The organism is Streptomyces sp. NPDC006602, assembly GCF_042870385.1.
Taxonomy (GTDB): domain Bacteria; phylum Actinomycetota; class Actinomycetes; order Streptomycetales; family Streptomycetaceae; genus Streptomyces.
This window is the reverse complement of sequence record NZ_JBIAHG010000003.1, coordinates 675777-695614: the sequence shown is the minus strand read 5'-3', so window position 1 is coordinate 695614 and position 19838 is coordinate 675777. Positions and strand designations below refer to the sequence as shown.

General features: G+C 72.9%; 13 protein-coding genes. 9 read left to right on the top strand and 4 right to left on the bottom strand.

What is annotated here, in order from left to right:
* Positions 1-116 precede the first annotated feature (116 nt).
* On the bottom strand, positions 117-1001 hold the full coding sequence (locus tag ACFYO2_RS11940) for an esterase/lipase family protein (protein WP_388347400.1): 885 nt from the start codon (positions 999-1001) through the stop codon (positions 117-119).
* 482 nt (positions 1002-1483) lie between these two features.
* Here ACFYO2_RS11940 and ACFYO2_RS11935 point away from each other — a divergent pair, with 482 nt between their 5' ends.
* Positions 1484-1900, top strand: coding sequence for a cobalamin B12-binding domain-containing protein (locus ACFYO2_RS11935; RefSeq protein WP_388347398.1), 417 nt, complete (start codon positions 1484-1486; stop codon positions 1898-1900).
* Between the two features lie 188 nt (positions 1901-2088).
* Here the strand turns inward: ACFYO2_RS11935 and ACFYO2_RS11930 are convergent, their stop codons facing one another.
* Complete coding sequence (locus ACFYO2_RS11930; protein ID WP_388347396.1) at positions 2089-3711, bottom strand: DUF5691 domain-containing protein; 1623 nt, start codon at positions 3709-3711, stop codon at positions 2089-2091.
* Positions 3712-3931: 220 nt separating this feature from the next.
* Entirely contained in the window at positions 3932-5290 is a 1359-nt protein-coding gene (locus tag ACFYO2_RS11925; RefSeq protein ID WP_388347394.1) for an SWIM zinc finger family protein, read from the bottom strand.
* 145 nt (positions 5291-5435) lie between these two features.
* On the opposite strand from ACFYO2_RS11925, the gene ACFYO2_RS11920 reads away from it, so the two are divergent.
* From ACFYO2_RS11920 to sucD, 7 genes are all read left to right on the top strand, one after another.
* Entirely contained in the window at positions 5436-6566 is a 1131-nt protein-coding gene (locus ACFYO2_RS11920) for an AAA family ATPase (protein WP_388347392.1), read from the top strand.
* A gap of 240 nt (positions 6567-6806) precedes the next feature.
* Positions 6807-9245 carry a DUF5682 family protein gene (locus tag ACFYO2_RS11915; protein WP_388347390.1) on the top strand — a complete coding sequence of 813 codons (2439 nt, stop codon included), beginning with the start codon at positions 6807-6809 and terminating at the stop codon, positions 9243-9245.
* 199 nt (positions 9246-9444) lie between these two features.
* On the top strand, positions 9445-10608 hold the full coding sequence (locus tag ACFYO2_RS11910) for a VWA domain-containing protein (protein WP_388347388.1): 1164 nt from the start codon (positions 9445-9447) through the stop codon (positions 10606-10608).
* Positions 10609-10811: 203 nt separating this feature from the next.
* Positions 10812-11750, top strand: coding sequence for a hypothetical protein (locus ACFYO2_RS11905; protein WP_388347386.1), 939 nt, complete (start codon positions 10812-10814; stop codon positions 11748-11750).
* A 382-nt stretch (positions 11751-12132) separates the two neighbouring features.
* A complete protein-coding gene (locus ACFYO2_RS11900) occupies positions 12133-14124 on the top strand; it encodes a hypothetical protein (protein WP_388347384.1) in 1992 nt (663 codons plus the stop codon).
* A 548-nt stretch (positions 14125-14672) separates the two neighbouring features.
* A complete protein-coding gene (gene sucC / locus ACFYO2_RS11895) occupies positions 14673-15851 on the top strand; it encodes an ADP-forming succinate--CoA ligase subunit beta (RefSeq protein WP_388347382.1) in 1179 nt (392 codons plus the stop codon).
* Positions 15852-15872: 21 nt separating this feature from the next.
* The gene (sucD, locus tag ACFYO2_RS11890; protein ID WP_388347380.1) at positions 15873-16757 is read left to right on the top strand and encodes a succinate--CoA ligase subunit alpha; all 885 of its coding nucleotides are present in this window, start codon (positions 15873-15875) and stop codon (positions 16755-16757) included.
* A gap of 81 nt (positions 16758-16838) precedes the next feature.
* Here sucD and ACFYO2_RS11885 read toward each other — a convergent pair whose 3' ends face one another.
* Positions 16839-17978, bottom strand: a complete 1140-nt coding sequence (locus ACFYO2_RS11885; protein ID WP_388347378.1) for a sigma factor-like helix-turn-helix DNA-binding protein — start codon at positions 17976-17978, stop codon at positions 16839-16841.
* Positions 17979-18075: 97 nt separating this feature from the next.
* Between ACFYO2_RS11885 and ACFYO2_RS11880 the strand changes: the two genes are divergently transcribed.
* Positions 18076-19830, top strand: coding sequence for a DUF6350 family protein (locus tag ACFYO2_RS11880; protein WP_388347376.1), 1755 nt, complete (start codon positions 18076-18078; stop codon positions 19828-19830).
* Positions 19831-19838: the final 8 nt, after the last annotated feature.

The window sequence follows — 19838 nt, the reverse complement described above, 5'->3', positions numbered from 1 at the left end:
GGGACGGCGGGCGCGGGTTTGGCCCTGCGTTCGAAGAGTGTTCGATATCAGTCGGCTTCGGTCGGGCTGTCCGCGGCTTGTCGGAGGGCTGTTCGCGCCCTGCGGTCCGGCTGCCGTCACGCCACGGTCAGGCCGCCGACGTGCGGGTCTGCTTCGGCTGCTGTGCGTGCTGTATCGAGCACCTGCCGTATTCCCGTCGCGACGGCGGGGTGCACGGGCAGGGCGAGATGCCCGACGCCGCTCACACGGACGTTCTGCACGGTCAGGTCGGGGTGGTCGATGCAGGCGCTCTCCATCGGGTCCATCAGGTGGTCGAGGTCGCTCCAGAAGCTGACGAAGTGCGTGCGGCAGCCGGGTGCGGGCCGGGTCAGCTCCTCGATCAGGCCCGAGCCGGGGCGCATCTGGCGCACGATCGGGTGCGCGTTCGCCAGCGGCGCCACGCGGGTGCCGGAGTGCGGGGTGCCCAGTGTCACCAGCGTCCGGACGCGGAAGTCGCCGCCGAGCCGCTGGACGTAGTACCGCCCGATCAGTCCGCCGAGACTGTGTCCGACGATGTCCACCTGCCGGCTGCCCGTGCGCTCGCAGATCTCCTCTATGTGCCGACCGAGCAGCTCCGCCGCGGTGCGGATGTCGCAGGTCAGCGGCGAGTAGTTGAGCGACTCGATCTGCTGCCTGCCGTGCTGCGCGAGGCTGCGGCGCAGGAGGACGAAGACCGAGCGGTTGTCTATGAAGCCGTGCAGCAGGACGACCGGGGGCTTGGCCTCCGTGGGCAGCTGCGGCGTGCCGGCGTCGTCCGGTGAGGGGAGCGAGGACAGCGGGGACCGGCGCTCCTGGACGATGCCGGACGGGTAGAGGAGCAGGTGGCCCGCGAGGATCGCGATCTCCAGGGCGGTCGCCTTCAGGAGTGCCAAGGAGAGCCCCGCCAGTTTGCCCGGGAGCTTGTCCGGGAGAAGTCGCTGGCAGAGCGGAAGAAAGGGCAGCACTGCCCTGGTGACCTTCATGGCCGACCTCCTGTCGGCACGCAGGGGGACGGCTCTGTCCCCAGGGTGCCCTCGTGGGGAGGCGCGGTGGGGGTCTTCGACGGAGCATGAGTGGGGCACGTGGGGTGAGGATGGTGCGCGGCGCTTGTTTCCGGAGTTGCCGATGAGGCGATCGATGCTGATGGTGGTACTGGTGTTGCGCCGATGACGTGACGAGATTCCCTGTCGGTGTGGCGACGAGGCTCCCCGCTGTCGTGCCTTACCTGCCCTGCGTGCCCTTCGTGCCCTCGCCGAAACGCCGTACCGCCGCGGCGCGCGGCTTGCGGCGCGGCGGTGCGACGACCTCGTCGCGGCTCCCGAACGTGTCCCACCATGTGATTTCCCCCTCGGTATCCACCGCGAAACTGCCGGTTGCGGGATCCTGGCGATAACGTTCGTTCACTTTCCCGGCCGGTGCGGTACTTGTCGGTACGGATGGATGTAGTCGCTTCATGGAGGCAGTGATGGGTGTGGCAGCCGGTCCGATCCGCGTGGTGGTGGCCAAGCCGGGGCTCGACGGCCACGATCGCGGGGCCAAGGTGATCGCGCGGGCGTTGCGCGACGCCGGTATGGAGGTGATCTACACCGGGCTCCACCAGACCCCGGAGCAGATCGTCGACACCGCGATCCAGGAGGACGCCGACGCGATCGGCCTCTCGATCCTCTCCGGGGCGCACAACACGCTCTTCGCGGCGGTGATCGCGCTGCTCAAGGAGCGGGAAGCGGAGGACATCCTCGTCTTCGGCGGCGGGATCATCCCCGAGGCGGACATCGCTCCGCTGAAGGAGAAGGGCGTCGCGGAGATCTTCACCCCGGGGGCGACGACGCAGTCGATCGTGGACTGGGTGCGGGCGAAGGTGCGGCAGCCGGCGGGGGCGTAGGCCTCCGGCGGCCGAGCTGTTTTTCCGCCGCGGGTGGTCTGGGGCGACCGTCCCTGAGGGCTTCGCCCCCAGACTCCCGTCGGCCTGGACGGCCTCGTCCTCAAGCGCCCCCAGAGGGGTGACCCCCAGACGGGTGACCCCCAGACGGGCTGACTCCGGCCCACCTGCGCTTTCAGGTCGCCCGCCCCCTACGCCGCGCCCAGTTCCTCGGTCATCGCCGCCCGCAGCCGCAATGTGGTCATCAGGCGCTGGAAGGCTTCCGCCCAGTAGCCCCCGGCTCCCGGTGACGCGTCCTCCGGCTCGTCCGGCACTGCCAGCAGCCCGTCGAGACGGCTCGCCTCGGAGGGGTCGAGGCAGCGTTCCGCCAGCCCCATCACTCCACTGAAACTCCATGGGTAACTCCCCGCATCCCGTGCGATGTTGAGTGCGTCCACCACGGCCCGCCCGAGCGGTTCGGCCCACGGCACCGCACACACCCCGAGCAGCTGGAACGCCTCGGACAGGCCGTGGGCCGAGATGAATCCGGCGACCCACTCGGCCCGTTCGGCGCAGCCCAGCGTGCCGAGCAGCTTGGCGCGTTCGGCCAGGGACACCGCGCCGGGGCCGCCGGCCTCGGGTGCCGCGGGCGCCCCGAGCAGGGCCCGCGCCCATTCGGCGTCCCGCTGCCGCACCGCCGCCCGGCACCACGCCGCGTGCAGCTCGCTCTGCCAGTCGTCCGCGACCGGCAGCGCCACGATCTCCCGGGGCGTACGGCCGCCGAGACGCGCCGACCAGGTACGGAGCGGTGCCGCCTCCACCAACTGTCCGAACCACCACGACCGTTCACCCCGTCCCGCCGGAGCCTTGGATACGACACCGTCGCGCTCCATGCTCGCGTCGCACTCGTGCGGCGCCTCGACCGCGAGAGTCGGTGCGTCCCCCGTGTGGTCGACGGCCACGCAGGCCCCGGCCCGATCCGCCATCCGTGCCGCGAGGGCGGAACCCGGCAGCGCCGACAGCAGCTCCGCCGCCGTTGCCCGTACGTTGCGGCTCCGGTCGGACAGCGCCTGCTCCAGGAACGGCTCGTCCTCCGCGGCCAGCCCCGTGCGCAGCGAGTCGAGGAACATCAGCCGGTCCTCGGCCCGTTCCGTCGCCCAGGTAGTCGCGAGCAGCTCGCGCGCGGCGGCGGGCTCGCGGGCGCGTATCGCGGAGAGCAGGGCGACCCGCTCGGCGAAGAGCCCTTCCTGCCACAGCTGTCGGACCTTCTCGATGTCCCCGGAGGGCGGCAGTGCCGCACCCCCGCCCGGTGTCGCGCGCAGGGCGAACCGCCAGTCCGGGTTCAGCCGGGCGAGCCAGACGGCCCGCGGTCCCGCGAAGGCCAGTGCCGCGGGGCGCAGGTCCGTACGCCCCCGGGCCGCGTCCAGGAGGGCGGGCAGCACCTCGGGAGGTGCGGCGAAACCGCGGGCGTTCGCCGCCGCCAGCCACTGCGGCAGCAGCTCCATCAGGTCCGGCGCCGTACCTCTGCGGCCACCGCCGCCGGTGCCGGGACGATCGGCCAGGAGCATCCCCAGCCTGCGGGCCGCGGCGGCGGGCAGGGGAGGACGCAGATCCGGGGCCGCCGGTTCCGGGTGCCGGGCCGCCCGCCCGGGCCGCAGGCCGGCCCGCCGTCGTACCGTCGCCACGGCCGCCGCGTCCAGCAGCGCCACCGGCGCCTCCCGGCCCGGCGCCGTGCCCGGCGGTGTGCGCCGCTCCGTGCCGAGCAGCGCCGCCGTGACGAGTTCCTCCCAGGCGCCCGGCGCGGGCGAGTCCGCAGGAGCGGAGGTGCTCTTCATTCGGTTCCTTTCCGTGCGGTGCTGCCTGGAAGTGGTTGAAACCTCACCCGGTACGGGTGTCCCATGGGGCCGGTCACATGCGTGGATCGGATGAGAAAGGGGGGATTGTCGGAGGAGCCTGTGTGGCCTGCGCCTCTCGGGAGCGGTGGTGTGATGGCCGGCGTGCGGGGTGCGCCGTCGGTTACGGCCGGTGGCACACCGTGGTCGTGGTCCCGCCGGCTCAGCACAGGGGCACCGCCTCGCCCGGCCCCTCCGGCCAGGCCGTCAGCGGGGTGAAGCCGCGGTGGCCGCACTCGCCGAAGACCTTGACGGGCGCCCCGCCCGAGAGGGCGACCAGGCGCCACAGGCCCGGGCGGGAGCGGGCCGTGGGGGTGAGCGGCAGGGCCTCGTCCCCGTCGGCGTCCGCCAGCTGCCAGGAGTCGCCGTCCGGGATCGGGACGACCCGGTCCAGCGTCACCGGGACGGAGTCCAGCCAGGGATCGTCCCGCAGGGCCTCGCCGTAGCGGTCGGCGGCCCGGGACGGTGTCATTCCCGGAGGCCGGGTCGCCGCGGGAGCGGGCGGGGCGAACTGCTCGCCCAGGGCCGCCCGCGGCTGCCCGGCACCCGGATGGGCGGAGACCTCCGCATCCAGGGCCAGACCCACCGGCAGCGCGAGTTCGGGTGCGCGGCCGGCGGCGCCATAAGAGAGGAGCAGCGCAGTACGGGCCGACTCGGCGCCGTACAGCCATATCCGGCGGGTCGTCAGACGCGCGTCCGCCGTGTCGTACTGGGCGAGAACGAGCCAGCGGTCCCGCACCGGCGGGCCGTCCGCCGAGTTGGACAGGCCGATTCGGGAACGGACCGTCGCCGCCAGGTCGTCGGGCAGCCGCTCCCGGCGCAGCCAGCCCTGGTCGAGGAGGTGGAGGAGGGCGCACTCCTCCAGCAGCCGCACCGGCCAGCCGGGGCCGGACGACGGGATCGCCCCCAAGTCCCGCACCCGCGCGGCCAGTCCGGAAGCCTGGGCGTCCACCATGCGGGCCGCCATCTCCTCCCACAGCCCGTACCCCGCCTGTTCCGCGCCCGCGAGCCCGCCGCGCAGCAGGTCCGACAGCCGCTGCTCCAGTTCCGTGGCGCCCGCGGTGATCCGCTCGGCCCGGCGCTCCGCCCTGCGCCGCGCCGCCTCCGGGTCACCTGAGCCCGACGAGGAGGAACCGGCCGCACCCGCCGCCCGTTTCTCCGTCGCGCGCTTCCTTCTCCCCTCTATCCACTCCCCGGCCCAGTCCGGCGGCTGCGCAGACGGCACCACGCCGTCCTCACCCGTCCAGAGCAGCAGCAGCCCGAGTGCGTGCTTGCACGGGAACTTGCGGCTCGGACAACTGCACCTGTACGCCGGGCCGGACGAGTCCGCGATGTCGACGACCGTCTGATACGGCTTGCTGCCACTGCCCTTGCACAGCCCCCACACCGTCCCCTCGTCACAACTCCCCGCCTCGGACCACGGCCCGGCCACGCCGAGTTTGCTTCCCGCTTTGCGTGATGCGACGTCAGGCGCCAGTGCCAGCACCTGATCCGCACTCCAGCGCACCCCCTGCTGAGTCATGACATCGAAGGTAGATCCCACCACTGACAATCGGCCCGGCCAGCGCCTTCGCCAGCACGTTTCCGCAGGTCGGATCGCGTTGTCAGTGCCGTGGTGCACGGTTGGTCCCAGATCCGAACCGGCCGAGCTGGAGGGGGCCTCAGCCATGACTGTGTCCGTGGAACCGATGTCTGTGGAAGTACCTGACGGGGAGCCTGCCGTCGCGTTGCGGCCGCACGCCGAGGACGCCTTCGCCCATGAACTCGACGCGCTCGCCGTGCAGGACGACCGGCCGCGCCCGGCCCGCTGGAAGCTGTCGCCGTGGGCCGTCGCCACGTATCTGCTGGGCGGCACCTTGCCCGACGGCACGGTGATCACGCCGAAGTACGTCGGCCCGCGCCGGCTCGTCGAGGTCGCCGTCACCACCCTCGCCACCGACCGCGCCCTGCTCCTGCTCGGCGTGCCCGGCACCGCCAAGACCTGGGTGTCCGAGCACCTGGCCGCGGCGGTCAGTGGGGACTCGACACTGCTGGTGCAGGGCACGGCCGGCACGCCGGAGGAGGCGATCCGATACGGCTGGAACTACGCGCAGTTGCTCGCGCACGGCCCGAGCCGCGACGCCCTCGTGCCCAGCCCGGTCATGCGGGCCATGGCCGAGGGGATGACGGCCCGGGTGGAGGAGCTGACCCGGATCCCGGCCGACGTGCAGGACACGCTCATCACGATCCTGTCGGAGAAGACGCTGCCGATACCGGAACTGGGGCAGGAGGTGCAGGCGGTCCGCGGCTTCAACCTGATCGCGACCGCCAACGACCGCGACCGCGGGGTCAACGACCTGTCCAGCGCCCTGCGCCGCCGCTTCAACACGGTCGTGCTGCCGCTGCCGGAGAGCGTCGAGGCCGAGGTCGACATCGTCTCGCGCCGCGTCGACCAGCTCGGCCGCTCCCTCGACCTGCCCGCCGCGCCCGACGGCATCGACGAGATCCGCCGCGTCGTGACCGTCTTCCGCGAACTGCGTGACGGCGTCACGGCCGACGGCCGTACGAGGCTGAAGTCGCCCAGCGGCACGCTCTCGACCGCCGAGGCCATTTCCGTCGTCACGGGCGGCCTGGCCCTGGCCGCCCACTTCGGCGACGGAGTGCTGCGGGCCGGCGATGTCGCCGCGGGCATCCTCGGCGCCGTCGTCCGCGATCCCGCGGCCGACCGGGTCGTCTGGCGGGAGTACCTGGAGGCCGTTGTCCGAGAACGCGAAGGCTGGAAGGACTTCTACCGGGCCTGCCGGGAGGTGAGCGCGTGAGCGGAGTCGGGAGGGGGTGCCGGGGCGGAAGCCCGACGGTGGACGTACGGACGGGGGTGGCGTACGGCGGGATGGCGGGTGGCCGTCCGGTGGGGGCGCTCGGCGGGAGCGGAGGCGGTCGTACGGCGGGGGCACTCGGCGGGAGCCGGAGCAGGGGTGGTGGGTCGGCGGTGCTGCGTCGCGAGGTCGTGGGGCTGCTCGACGGCGATTCGGGGTGGACGCGGAGGCGAGGGGGACGGTGTGACAGGCACTGAGCAGTCCGGGGACAGGGCGTCCGGGGCGGGCCCGTTGCTGCTCGGGGTGCGGCATCACGGGCCCGGGTCGGCGCGGGCCGTGCGGGCGGCGCTGGCCACGGCCCGGCCGCGGGTCGTGCTGATCGAGGGGCCGCCCGAGGCGGACGCGCTGATCCCGCTGGCCGCGGACGAGGACATGCGGCCACCGGTCGCGCTCCTCGCCCACGCCGTGGACGAGCCCGGCCGCTCGGCGTTCTGGCCGCTGGCCGAGTTCTCCCCGGAGTGGGTCGCGATCCGCTGGGCCCTGGACCACGATGTCCCGGCCCGCTTCATCGACCTGCCGGCCACGCACACGCTGGCGTGGGAGAGGGCCGAGCCCGGGGAGCCCCCGGCCGGGGGAGACGGCGAGTCCGACAGTGACGCGGCCGACCGGGCTGTCGCCCCTGTCGACGCTCGGATCGATCCGCTCGGGGTGCTTGCCGAGGCTGCCGGTTATGACGATCCGGAGCGCTGGTGGGAGGACGTCGTCGAGCACCGGGGAGTGGGCGAGGGGGATCCCATCGCACCGTTCGCCGGGCTCGAAGAGGCGATGGGGGCGCTGCGGGAGACGTACGGCAGCGGGGGCCACGACCGGGATCTCGTGCGCGAGGCGTACATGCGGCTCCAGGTGCGGGCGGCGCAACGGGAGTTCGGCGACGGCGTGGCCGTGGTGTGCGGAGCCTGGCATGTGCCCGCGCTGCGGCAGAAGAGCGCCGTCGCCGCCGATCGGGCGCTGCTGAAGGGGCTGCCCAAGGTCAAGGCGGACATGACGTGGGTGCCGTGGACGTACGGCAGGTTGTCGCGCCGCAGCGGTTACGGAGCGGGCATCGACTCGCCGGGCTGGTACGGGCATCTGTTCGGTGCGCCGGACCGGCCGGTCGAGCGGTGGCTGACCAAGGTGGCGGGCCTGCTGCGGGACGAGGACCGGCTCGTGTCCTCGGCGCACGTCATCGAGGCGGTGCGACTGGCGGAGACGCTCGCCGCGATGCGCGGGCGTCCGCTGCCCGGGCTGAGCGAGACGACCGACGCCGTGCGGGCGGTGATGTGCGAGGGCTCGGACGTGCCGCTGGCGTTGGTGCACGACCGGCTGGTCGTGGGGGACGTGCTCGGGGAAGTGCCGCAGGCCGCGCCCGCGGTGCCGTTGCAGCGAGACCTCGACCGGATCCGGCGCAGGCTGCGGCTCAAGCCGGAGGCGCTGGAGCGGGAGTTGGAGCTCGACCTGCGCAAGGACACGGACGCGGAGCGCAGCAGGCTGCTGCACCGGCTGAGGCTGCTGGGCGTGGGGTGGGGCGAGCCGGTGGCCTCGCGCGGGAGTACGGGCACGTTCCGGGAGACGTGGCGGCTGCGGTGGGAGCCGGAGTTGTCGGTGCGGGTCGCGGAGGCGGGAGTGTGGGGCACGACCGTGCTCGGCGCCGCGACCGCCAAGGCCGAGGCGGACGCCGTCTCCGCGCTGGGCCTCGCCGATGTGACCGCGCTCGCCGAACGCTGTCTGCTGGCCGAACTGCCGGACGCGCTGCCCGTGGTGATGCGCGTCCTCGCCGACCGAGCGGCGCTCGACGCCGACGTCGGCCACCTCGCCCAGGCCCTGCCGGCCCTGGTCCGCACCCTCCGCTACGGCGACGTACGCGGCACGGACACCGGCGCGCTGACCGAGGTCGCCGCCGGCCTCGCCGAGCGGATCTTCGTCGGCCTGCCCCCGGCCTGCGCCGCGCTCGACGCCGACGCGGCGGAGGAGATGCGACGCCATGTCGACGCGGTGCACGGGGCGGTGGGACTGCTGGGCGATGCGGTGGGCTCCGCGCACGGCGCCACGGGTGACGGTGAAGCCGCCTCCGCCTCCGCCCCGGCCCACGGCGATCTGCGTGAACGCTGGTGCGGTGTGCTTCGGGTGTTGTCCGGGCGGGACACCGTGCCCGGCGTCGTCCGGGGGCGGGCCGTGCGGCTGCTGCTGGATGAAGGGGAGTTGGCGCAGGACGAGGCGGCGCGGCTCATGGGGCTCGTGCTGTCGCCGGGGACACCGCCGGGGGACGCGGCCGCGTGGATCGAGGGCTTCGTCGGTGGGGGCTCCGGTGGCGGGATGCTGCTCGTGCACGACGAGCGGCTGCTCGGGCTGGTCGACGCGTGGCTGACGGGCGTGCCGGCGGAGGCGTTCACGGACGTGCTGCCCCTGTTGCGGCGGACCTTCTCGGCGTACGAACCGGGGGTGCGTCGGACCCTGGGCGAGCTGGTCCGGCGCGGGCCGGGGCAGCGGGGGAGCGGGGCGGCGGCCGGGTCCGGCATACCCGGCTTCGCGGCCGACCTCGACAGCGAGCGTGCGGATGCGGTGCTGCCGGTGGTGCGACTGCTGTTGGGGCTGGACGGCGACGCGGAGAGCGCCGACGACAACGACCTGGTGGGGGTTGCGTGATGACGGCCATGACGACAGACCGGCCCAGCGAGCCGAGGGAGCCGGCCGAGGCCGTGGGGACGACCGGGCGGGGGTTCCGGGCAGAGGGCCGCCCGGCGACGACCGTGCCGGTGATGCCGCTCTGGGAACGGCTGCGTATGGGGGCGCGGATGACGAACGCGTCGGTGGAGCGGGCCTGCGAATGTGGGGGAGTGGCGGGATGACGACGGAGCTGGTCGATCCGGGGCAGGAGAGGCTGCGGCGCTGGCGGCTCGTCCTCGGGGGCGACGCGGCCGACGGCACCGGATGCGCGCTGTCCGGGCAGGACGCCGCGATGGACGGGGCGCTGACCGCGCTCTACGGCAAGGCGGACAAGGGGCCGGCGGGACGGGACCGTTCGGCGGGGCTCGGGGCGTCGGCGCCGGCCGTGGCGCGCTGGCTCGGGGACATCCGGACGTACTTCCCCTCCTCCGTCGTACAGGTCATGCAGCGCGATGCCATCGACCGGCTCGGGCTGTCCACGCTGCTGCTGGAACCGGAGATGCTGGAGGCGGTGGAGGCCGACGTGCACCTCGTCGGCACGCTGCTCTCCCTCAACAAGGCGATGCCGGAGACCACTAAGGAGACGGCACGGGCGGTTGTGCGCAAGGTCGTCGAGGACCTGGAGAAGCGGCTGGCCAGCCGCACCCGGGCCACCTTGACCGGCGCCCTGGACCGCAGCGCGCGGGTCAACCGGCCCCGTCACCACGACATCGACTGGAACCGCACGATCGCGGCCAACCTCAAGCACTACCTGCCGGAGTACCGGACGATCGTGCCGGAGCGGCTCATCGGGTACGGGCGGGCGTCCCAGTCCGTGAAAAAGGAGGTCATCCTCTGCATCGACCAGTCAGGGTCGATGGCGGCGTCCGTCGTCTACGCGTCCGTGTTCGGGGCGGTGCTGGCGTCCATGCGGTCGATCAGCACGCGGCTCGTCGTCTTCGACACGGCGGTCGTCGACCTCACCGACCAGCTCGACGACCCGGTCGACGTCCTGTTCGGCACGCAGCTCGGCGGCGGCACCGACATCAACCGGGCGCTCGCGTACTGCCAGTCGCAGATCACCCGGCCCGCGGACACGGTGGTCGTACTGATCAGCGACCTCTACGAAGGGGGCATACGGCACGAGATGCTCAAGCGGGTCGCGGCGATGAAGGCGTCGGGGGTGCAGTTCGTGACGCTGCTGGCGCTGTCGGACGAGGGGGCACCCGCGTACGACCGGGAGCACGCGGCGGCGCTCGCCGGGCTGGGGGCGCCGGCCTTCGCCTGCACGCCCGACCTGTTTCCGGAGGTGATGGCGGCGGCGATCGAGAAGCGGCCGTTGCCGATACCGGAGAGTGCGTGAGCGGTCCGGGAGCGTCGTGGTTCCCCGGTGATTTGTCGACCCATTGACCTGCATTGCCGGGTGAGTTGGGCAGGCAAACCGGACATGCCTACGCATCGGTAATGGGGGGCTTGCGCAACCTCGGGAGTTCCGTGCGAGTATCGACGCGCCCGTCGGCGGTGCGTCGCGCTCCGCTTGTTCCGCACGGGAGGACCTTCCCCCTCTTGACCTTGCAAGCCGTTCTTTCCGGTGCCGCTCTGCGCGTGATGCGTACGGCGGCCGGACGGCGTGCGCTGCAACTTGCCGTACTGGTGGGTGGGTTGTTCGCGCTCGGGTTTCTTTGCGGGGGGCAGGCGCAGGCGGCGGACGGTGTGCTGGCGGTGACGTCGGCGAGTTCCGTTACGGCGACGACCTCCACGGCTGCGACAACATTGACGACCTCCACGGCTACTACGGCTTCGGCGACCTCGACGGCTTCGGCGACCCGCGCGGCTTCGGGCGACGTCCTGTCGTCGGATTCGGCACAGGTCGTCCGGAGCGTGGACACTCGCGTCGCGCAGCCGGTCGGTCGGCTCGTGGGTACCGTGACCACGGGGCTGGCCGAGGCGGAGGCGAAGCTGCCGTCGCTGCCCGAGTCCTCCGAGGTGCCGAGCCTGCCAGGAATTTCGGACCTGCCTGGTCTCTCCGAGGTGCTCGATCAGCCGGGACTGCCCGGCCTGCCGGACACGCCCGGCCTGCCCGCGCTTCCGGGACAGACGTTGCCGGCGCCGGTCGCGTCCGTGCCGCCGCAGTCGAGCTCGCCCACCACGCCGTCGGTGACGAAAGAGCAAGACACGCAGGGGCGTTCCACTGCGGCGATGCCCCTCATGTACGGTCCGCGGTTCGTCGTCGGCGCAGCCGTGAGCGGCGATGTGGCGCACACGTCCGCGCATCGGTCAGCGCCCGCCGAGCAGGCCCCCGTACGTCACGCGCCCCCCGGCGATCCGAGGGGCGTGCTGGTCGGCAAGTCGGCGGTCGACAACGGCACGCCGCGGCACGGCGACGCGCATGCCGTCACCCACGACAAGCGGGCACCGTTGCGGCTCGTGGCCGGCGTCGTAGCGCGCGCCGCGGCGGACGGCACCCGGGACAGGCACCGGGACATCCCCGTATTCCCCGGCTAGGGCAGGCGCTTCCCCCGCTGTAGACCTGCCGCGCGGGGGCGGAACAGGTCTGCCCGACCGTCCGGACACCCCTCCGATCTTCGGACGGAAGCCCCCGGAGCCTCACCGATTCCGCGGCCCGCAGGGACCTCTTGGACGCCCAGGAACTCTCGGACGCTCAGGACCTCTTGGACGCCAGGATCCCTTGGACGACCTGGATCCCTGGACGTCTTCGGTTCCTTGGATCCCTGGCCTCCCAAGTCCCCGGACCGCGGTCGGAAACGGCGCCGGAATGTCCCCAAGCCTGCCCAAGTCCCAAGTTCCCGAGGCCCCGAGAGCCCTTCGAATGAGCGCTCTCCCACCTGCCTCGGAACGCCCGAGGATCTAAGGATCTGACGTACGCATGAACAAGAACATCCGCCGTTCCATCGTCATAGCCGCCGGCGTCACCGGCGCGTGGGCGCTCGGTTCCACCGTCGCCAGCGCGGACGAACTGCCCGCGTCCTCCCTCTCCGCGCCGGACGCCACCACCGACGCCACCACCGACACGACCACTGGCCTCACTGACACCCTCGGGACGGTCACCGACACCGTCACCGGCACGGTCGACGGGGTCGTCTCCGACGTGCAGGACGCCATCACCGGTGCCGCGGTCACCGACACCGCAGCCGGCACCGCCGACACCGCCAGGAAGACGGCGTCCACCAGCGCCACGGACCAGGCCCGCCGGTACGTCGACGCGAAGGTCACCGTCCCGAAGGCGTCCAAGGTCAAGGGCGCCGCGGCCATCCAGGGCGCGAAGGCCGCCCGCGCGGCCCAGGCCGCCTCCACCACGGCCACCGCCGACGAGACCGTCACCGGCGTCCGGGCCACCGTCTCGGACGCGAGCGCACCGGGCGCTCCGAGTGTCCCGAGCGCTCCCCAGGACGGGATCGACTACCTCTTCGGCCCCCTCACCGCCTTCGCACCCGAGCTGGAGCAGGCCCTGGCCGCGGCCCAGACGAGGCTGCAGGGCGTGCAGTCCGCGGCCCGTTCCCAGGCGCAGGGCGTCGACGGCGTCGTACGGACGAAGGCGCAGCACACGGTCGCCGGCGCGGGCCGCGCCGCGGCAGGCGTGACCGGCGCCGCGCACACCGCAGTCACGGGTGCCGAGAGCCGGGCCGCCGGCGTGGCCACCACCGCCCACGGCATGGCCGGCACCGTCACGACCGCCGCCGACGCCACCGTCTCCTCCGTGCCGAGCCACGTCACGGGGACGGTCGGCGGCGTGGAGCAGCGGGTCGTCGGCACGGCCGCCGGCGTTCCGGGCACGGTCACCCCGGTCGTCGCGCAGACGGCGGCCGCGGTCCTCCCGCCCGTGGCGACCGCCGCCGTGGACGGGGTCCGGCCGGTCGCCGGACAGGCGGTGGCGGGTGTGGTACCGACTGCCGAGCACGCCTTCGCCGGGGTCGTGCCCGTCGCCGGGCACGCCGTGAACGGGGTGCACCCGGTCGTCACCGGGACGGTGCACGGCGTGACGCCGGTCGCGGGCGGTGCCGTGGCCGGGGTCCAGCAGACCGCCGGTCACACCGTCGACGCCGCGACCGCGCTGGCGTACGGGGCCGTGGCCGACGTCCAGCCCGTCGCGGGCGGCGTCGTGCGGGGCGTGCAGCCGGTCGCCGAGGGTGTGGTCCCGGGCGTACGGCCGGTCGTCGGCGGGGTCGTCGCGGACGTACCCCAGTACGCCGCGGCCACGGTCATGGACGTCCAGTCGGTCGTGAACGGCGTCGCCACGGGCGTCCCGGCCTACGCCACCGGCCTCGTCGGGCAGGCCGCCTACGGCACCACGGACGCCGTCCTGCCCCCGGTGGCGAACACCGCCGTGCACGGCGCGGTGCCCGTCGCCGGGCAGACCGTCGTCGACGCGACCGAGGTGGCGTACGGCGTCGCCCAGGAGGTCCAGGAGGTCCAGCCCCTCGCGACCGGCGTCGTCGGTGCCGTACCGCCGCTCGCGCACGGTGTGACCGGGCACGCGAGCGACCTCGGGTACGGCGTCGCCGGCCAGGTACCGCCGTTCGCACAGGGCGTCACCGGCGCCGTCCAGCCGGTCGTCGACACCGTCGTCGAGACCGTCCGGCCCGTCGTGCAGGGCGTCGGCGGCAGCGCGACCACGCTGGCGTACGGAGTCACCCAGGAGGTTCAGCCGTTCGCGTACGGCGTCGCCGGCGAGGTCGCCCCGTTCGGGTACGGCGTCTCCGGGCAGGTCGCACCCTTCGCGGAGGACCTGACCGGGACCGTCCGGGCCACCGCGGGCCCGCTCGCCGACCACGCCGTCACCGGAGTGGAGGGCGTCGCCGAGTCGATCACCCCGGGATACGTGCAGAACCTGTACCACGGCAGCCCGTACGGCGTCTGAGTCCAACGGACTCACGGACTCACGGACTCACGGACTGACGGACTGACCGACTGACGGACCGGCCGGGCCGACAGCCCGATCACCCGACTCCATGAGGCCGCAGGACCCGGACGGCCGAAAGCCATCGGTTTGTCCGGCCGGAACCTCGTGGACGGGGCCGGGTGGTCCCCATTGGGGTGGGGATCATCCGGCCCGTGCCCCTCAGGGGCTGTTCAAGGGGCCTCACCGGGTCAACCCCAGCCCGGTGAGGCCCTTCCCCAGTGGGTGCCCAGTGAAGAGCCCAGCGGGTGCCCAGTGCCTCTCCGAGCCCTCACATGCGGCACGCCGTGCCAGTGAGCGCGGCATCATGTGACAGGTATCACCGCTCAGGTGTGACCCGCGATTTAGAGGCCTCCGGCAAGCAGAGATAACCTGCGAGACGGACATGCCGCGCGCTCGGACACCGTGTGCGCCTCCCTTGTGACTGACAGACGGCGGACGTCACGTTGCCCTCGCGGCACGCCCACGCAGACAACGAACCGCGAGATCACTGATAGGGACGGAAGCGCGTGGACCTGTTCGAGTACCAGGCGAGGGACCTCTTCGCCAAGCACGATGTACCGGTGCTGGCCGGTGAAGTCATCGACACGCCTGAGGCGGCCCGCGCAGCCACTGAGCGTCTCGGTGGCAAGTCCGTAGTCAAGGCCCAGGTGAAGGTCGGCGGCCGTGGCAAGGCCGGTGGCGTGAAGCTGGCGGCCACCCCGGACGAGGCCGTCGCCCGCGCGACGGACATCCTCGGCATGGACATCAAGGGCCACACGGTCCACAAGGTGATGATCGCCGAGACGGCCCCGGAGATCCTGGAGGAGTACTACGTCTCCTTCCTCCTGGACCGCACCAACCGCACCTTCCTCTCCATCGCGTCCGTCGAGGGCGGCATGGAGATCGAGGAGGTGGCGGCCACCCGCCCCGAGGCCGTCGCGAAGACGCCGATCGACGCCAACGAGGGTGTGACCCCCGAGAAGGCCCGCGAGATCGTCGAGGCCGCGAAGTTCCCGGCCGAGGTCGCCGACAAGGTCGTCAACGTCCTTGTCACGCTGTGGAAGACCTTCATCGAGGAGGACGCGCTCCTCGTCGAGGTCAACCCGCTGGCGAAGGTCGCCTCCGGCGACGTCATCGCCCTCGACGGCAAGGTCTCCCTGGACGAGAACGCGGACTTCCGCCACCCCGACCACGAGGCGCTCGTCGACCACGCGGCGGCCAACCCCCTCGAGGCCGCGGCCAAGGAGAAGAACCTCAACTACGTCAAGCTCGACGGTGAGGTCGGCATCATCGGCAATGGCGCGGGTCTCGTCATGAGCACCCTGGACGTCGTCGCGTACGCCGGTGAGGCGCACGGCGGGGTCAAGCCCGCCAACTTCCTCGACATCGGCGGCGGCGCCTCCGCCGCGGTCATGGCGAACGGCCTGGAGATCATCCTCGGCGACCCGGACGTCAAGTCCGTCTTCGTCAACGTCTTCGGTGGCATCACCGCCTGCGACGAGGTCGCCAACGGCATCGTGCAGGCGCTGCAGCTGCTCAAGGACAAGGGCGAGGAAGTCACCAAGCCGCTCGTCGTCCGTCTCGACGGCAACAACGCCGAACTGGGTCGCAAGATCCTCTCCGACGCCAACCACCCGCTGGTGCAGCGCGTGGACACCATGGACGGCGCGGCCGACAAGGCCGCCGAGCTCGCGGCTGCGAAGTAAGGAAGAGGGACAGACACAGCCATGGCTATCTTCCTCAACAAGGACAGCAAGGTCATCGTCCAGGGCATGACCGGTGCCACGGGCATGAAGCACACCAAGCTCATGCTGGCCGACGGCACGAACATCGTCGGTGGCGTGAACCCCCGCAAGGCGGGCACGTCCGTCGACATCGACGGCACCGAGATCCCGGTCTTCGGCACGGTCGCCGAGGCGATCGAGAAGACGGGCGCGAACGTATCCGTCCTCTTCGTGCCGCCGGCCTTCGCCAAGGCAGCCGTCGTCGAGGCGATCGACGCCGAGATCCCCCTCGCGGTCGTCATCACCGAGGGCATCGCGGTCCACGACTCGGCCGCGTTCTACGCGTACGCCGGGTCCAAGGGCAACAAGACCCGGATCATCGGCCCGAACTGCCCCGGTCTCATCACCCCGGGCCAGTCGAACGCCGGCATCATCCCGGGCGACATCACGAAGCCGGGCCGTATCGGTCTGGTCTCGAAGTCCGGCACGCTGACGTACCAGATGATGTACGAGCTGCGTGACATCGGCTTCTCGTCCGCCGTCGGCATCGGTGGCGACCCGATCATCGGCACCACGCACATCGACGCGCTCGCCGCGTTCGAGGCCGACCCCGACACCGACCTGATCGTCATGATCGGCGAGATCGGCGGCGACGCCGAGGAGCGTGCGGCGGACTACATCGCGAAGAACGTGACGAAGCCGGTCGTCGGCTACGTCGCGGGCTTCACCGCGCCCGAGGGCAAGACCATGGGCCACGCCGGCGCCATCGTCTCCGGCTCCTCCGGTACGGCCGCCGCGAAGAAGGAGGCCCTAGAGGCCGCCGGCGTCAAGGTCGGCAAGACGCCGACCGAGACGGCGAAGCTGGCGCGCGCCATTCTCGGCAATTAAGTACGGCCTCGCCGGCTGAACCGACGCGTCATAGGGAAGGGCCCGCATCCTTGAACCAGGATGCGGGCCCTTCCCCGTGCGTCAAGGTCCCAGTGGCACCAGCTTTTCCGGCCCGTTCACCGTTTCCCCCCGCAACTTCGCCCGCAGCTCCACCTCCGCCTCCGACAAGGCTCCCGGCGCCACCCGAGGCGGTACCCCCCGCACCGTCTCCCCCGGCGCCACCGGCGGCTCGTACCGCGTGGGTGCCGACCGCAGCGACAGCGCCGTCGTGCCGATCAGGGCGACCGTGAAGGCGATGGCGGCCCGCGTCCAGAAGCGCGCCCTGCGCTCGCTGCACGTCCGTACCGTCAGCGGCTTCGCGGCCCGCAGGCGCTCCTTGGAGGCCAGTTCGGCCAGCCGCCGGGTGAGCTCCGCGGGGTCGGACAGCTCCGGCAGCCGTGCGGCGACGGCCTCCCGCGCGCGCAGCAGCCGGTTCGCGGCCGCCGGTGTGCTCGCCTCCGTCTCCGCCGCCGTCTCCGGCAGGTCGAGGCCGACACCGTCGTACAGCAGGAGCGTGCGGCGGTGCGGGGGCGGGAGATGCAGGAGTACGTCCATCAGCGCGCGGTCGGGCGCGTCGGCGGGCGGTGCCTCGGGGTGCCGGTAGCGCGGGCGGAAGCGGTGCCAGGGGGAGAGGGCGTACTCGTAGGCCGCTGCCCGCACCCAGCCCGCCGGGTCCGGGTCCACCGCCACCTCGGGCCAGCGCTGCCAGGCGAGTTCGAAGGCCCGCTCGACCGACTCGCGCGCGAGTTCCCGCCGCCCGGTGAGCAGATAGGCCTGCCGTACGAGTGCGGGGGAGCAGAACGCGTACAGGGCGTCGAAGGCCTGAGAGGGAGTCAGAGGTGACGGTGGGGGGTGACGTTCGGGCGCCGGCACCGGTACAGGGCCTGGTGCGGGGGGCGGCTCGGACGGCGCCGATGCCGATGCCGACGCCGCTGCCGGTGCCACGGGGTCGTCCGTTCGTAGGGGGCTGTCGGCCGCGTCGGTCGCCAGTTCGGCCAGCAGGCTCGCGTACGCCTCCCGTTTCCGGCCGCGCGGTGTCGTACGGCCGTTCTCCCACGCGCGTACCGTCTTGCGGGTGACGCCCACCCGGGCCGCGATCTGATCCTGCGTGAATGACCCGGCCACGCGCAGCCGCCTGCGCTCCTTCGGCGGGGGGAGCGGGGTCGCAGGACCCTGCGTCACCGGGCACCCCTTCGTGCGAAAAAGTACATAAAACGTATATTGGGCGACACTTCGGAGGTTCGCCTCTTGCGACGAGAATGCACGTGCCGTTGGGAGCATGACGGTCGTGATCCAGATGACCGCACGCCGACCACCGTTGTCGTCCCCGCGCGCCCGGTTGCGCGACCGATCGCCCGGACTGGCCGCCGGCCTCCTGGGCGGTGCGGTCGCGGCCGGGCTGGGCCTCGCCTCGTTCGCCGTCCTCGTGATGGTGCTGTGGATCAGCTCCCCCTACCCCGACAGCGGGCCCGACGGAGCGCTGCATGTCGCCGCGGCGCTGTGGCTGCTGGCGCACGGCGCCGAACTGGTCCGCACCGACACACTCTCCGGCGTTCCCGCACCCGTCGGCCTCACCCCGCTGCTCCTGCTCGCGCTGCCGCTCTGGCTGGTGCACCGGGCGGCACGCGACGCGACCGACGGGGGCGAGGACGACGACGGACGGACGGCCGTCTCGGGGAGGACGGCCTGCGCGGGCATCGTCCTCGGCTACCTCGCCGTCGGCGCCGTCGCCGCGCTCTACGCGACGGGCGGCGAGCTGCGGCCGTCCTGGGTGTGGACGGGTGTGAGCGTGCCGCTGCTCGTGACGGTGGCGGCGGCCACGGGGGTGTGGACGGCGTACGGCCGCCCGCGCGAGGTCCTGGACGAGGTACTGAGCCTGCTGCCGGGCCCACGACGGCTCGTCCTCGGCCCGGACGCCGGGGCCCGCCTCGGCACGGCCGCGCGCGCCGCGGGCGTGGGGACGGCGGTGCTCGTCGGAGGCGGGGCGCTGCTGCTGGCGGCCTCACTGGTGTGGCACGGCGGGGCCGCCCGGGGATCGTTCCTCCGGCTCACGGAGGGATGGTCGGGCCGGTTCGCCGTCCTGCTGCTCTGCCTCGCCCTGGTCCCGAACGCGGTGGTGTGGGCGGGGTCGTACGCCCTCGGCCCCGGCTTCACCCTCGGCGTCGGCCACACGGTGACGCCGCTGGCCTCCGCCCCAGCTCCCCTGCTCCCGCCGTTTCCGCTGCTGGCGGCGGTACCGGCCACAGGCACCGGGACGCCGCTGCACTGGGCGGCGGGGGTGGTGCCGGTGGCGGTCGGAGTGACGGTGGGGTGGGTCGTGGGGCGGGTCGCCGGCGGGGCACCGGTCGGCGAGGCTGCGGATGGGCCGGGTCCCGGCGGGGGACCGGGGGCCCGGGGTGTGGACGGCGGGCCCGTGGGCGGCGCGGGAGCCGGGCGCAGGGACGCTGATCACGGGCCGGTGGCGGCTGCCTGGTCGCCGGGGCGGACCGCAGGGACCGCCGGGCTGGCGGCCGTACTGTGTGCGGTCCTGGTCGCCGTCCTCGCGGCGTTCGCGGGAGGGTCGCTCGGCGTTGGCGCACTGGCCCGCTTCGGGCCGGTGTGGTGGCAGACCGGGGCTGCGGCGCTGGCCTGGACCTCGGCGCTGGCGGTTCCTACGGCGCTGGCGCTGCGGGCGTGGCGGTGCCGGGGCCGGCGCTCGATGCGTGAGGAGGCCGATGGGGCCGAGAAGGCCGAGGAAGGCAAGGAGCGTGCGGCGACGATCGGCAAGCCGCGGCCGGAAGGGCCGAAGGCCACGGAGACGCCGAGTACTTGGGAAGCCCCGAAGGCCCCGCAGGCACCCGGGGCCCGGGAAGCGCCGATGGCCGACGACAGCACCTTCGAGCCGTACGACTTCCTGCCCACCGAGGCCGCGCAGCCGCTGTGGCACGACGACGACGCGGCGCGTGAGGCGCGCTGGGCGGAGCTGAGAAAAGCGTCCGCGGAGCTGGAATCACCGGGATCATCCGATACCCCCGATACTCCCGATTCCCGCTGAGAAGCCGC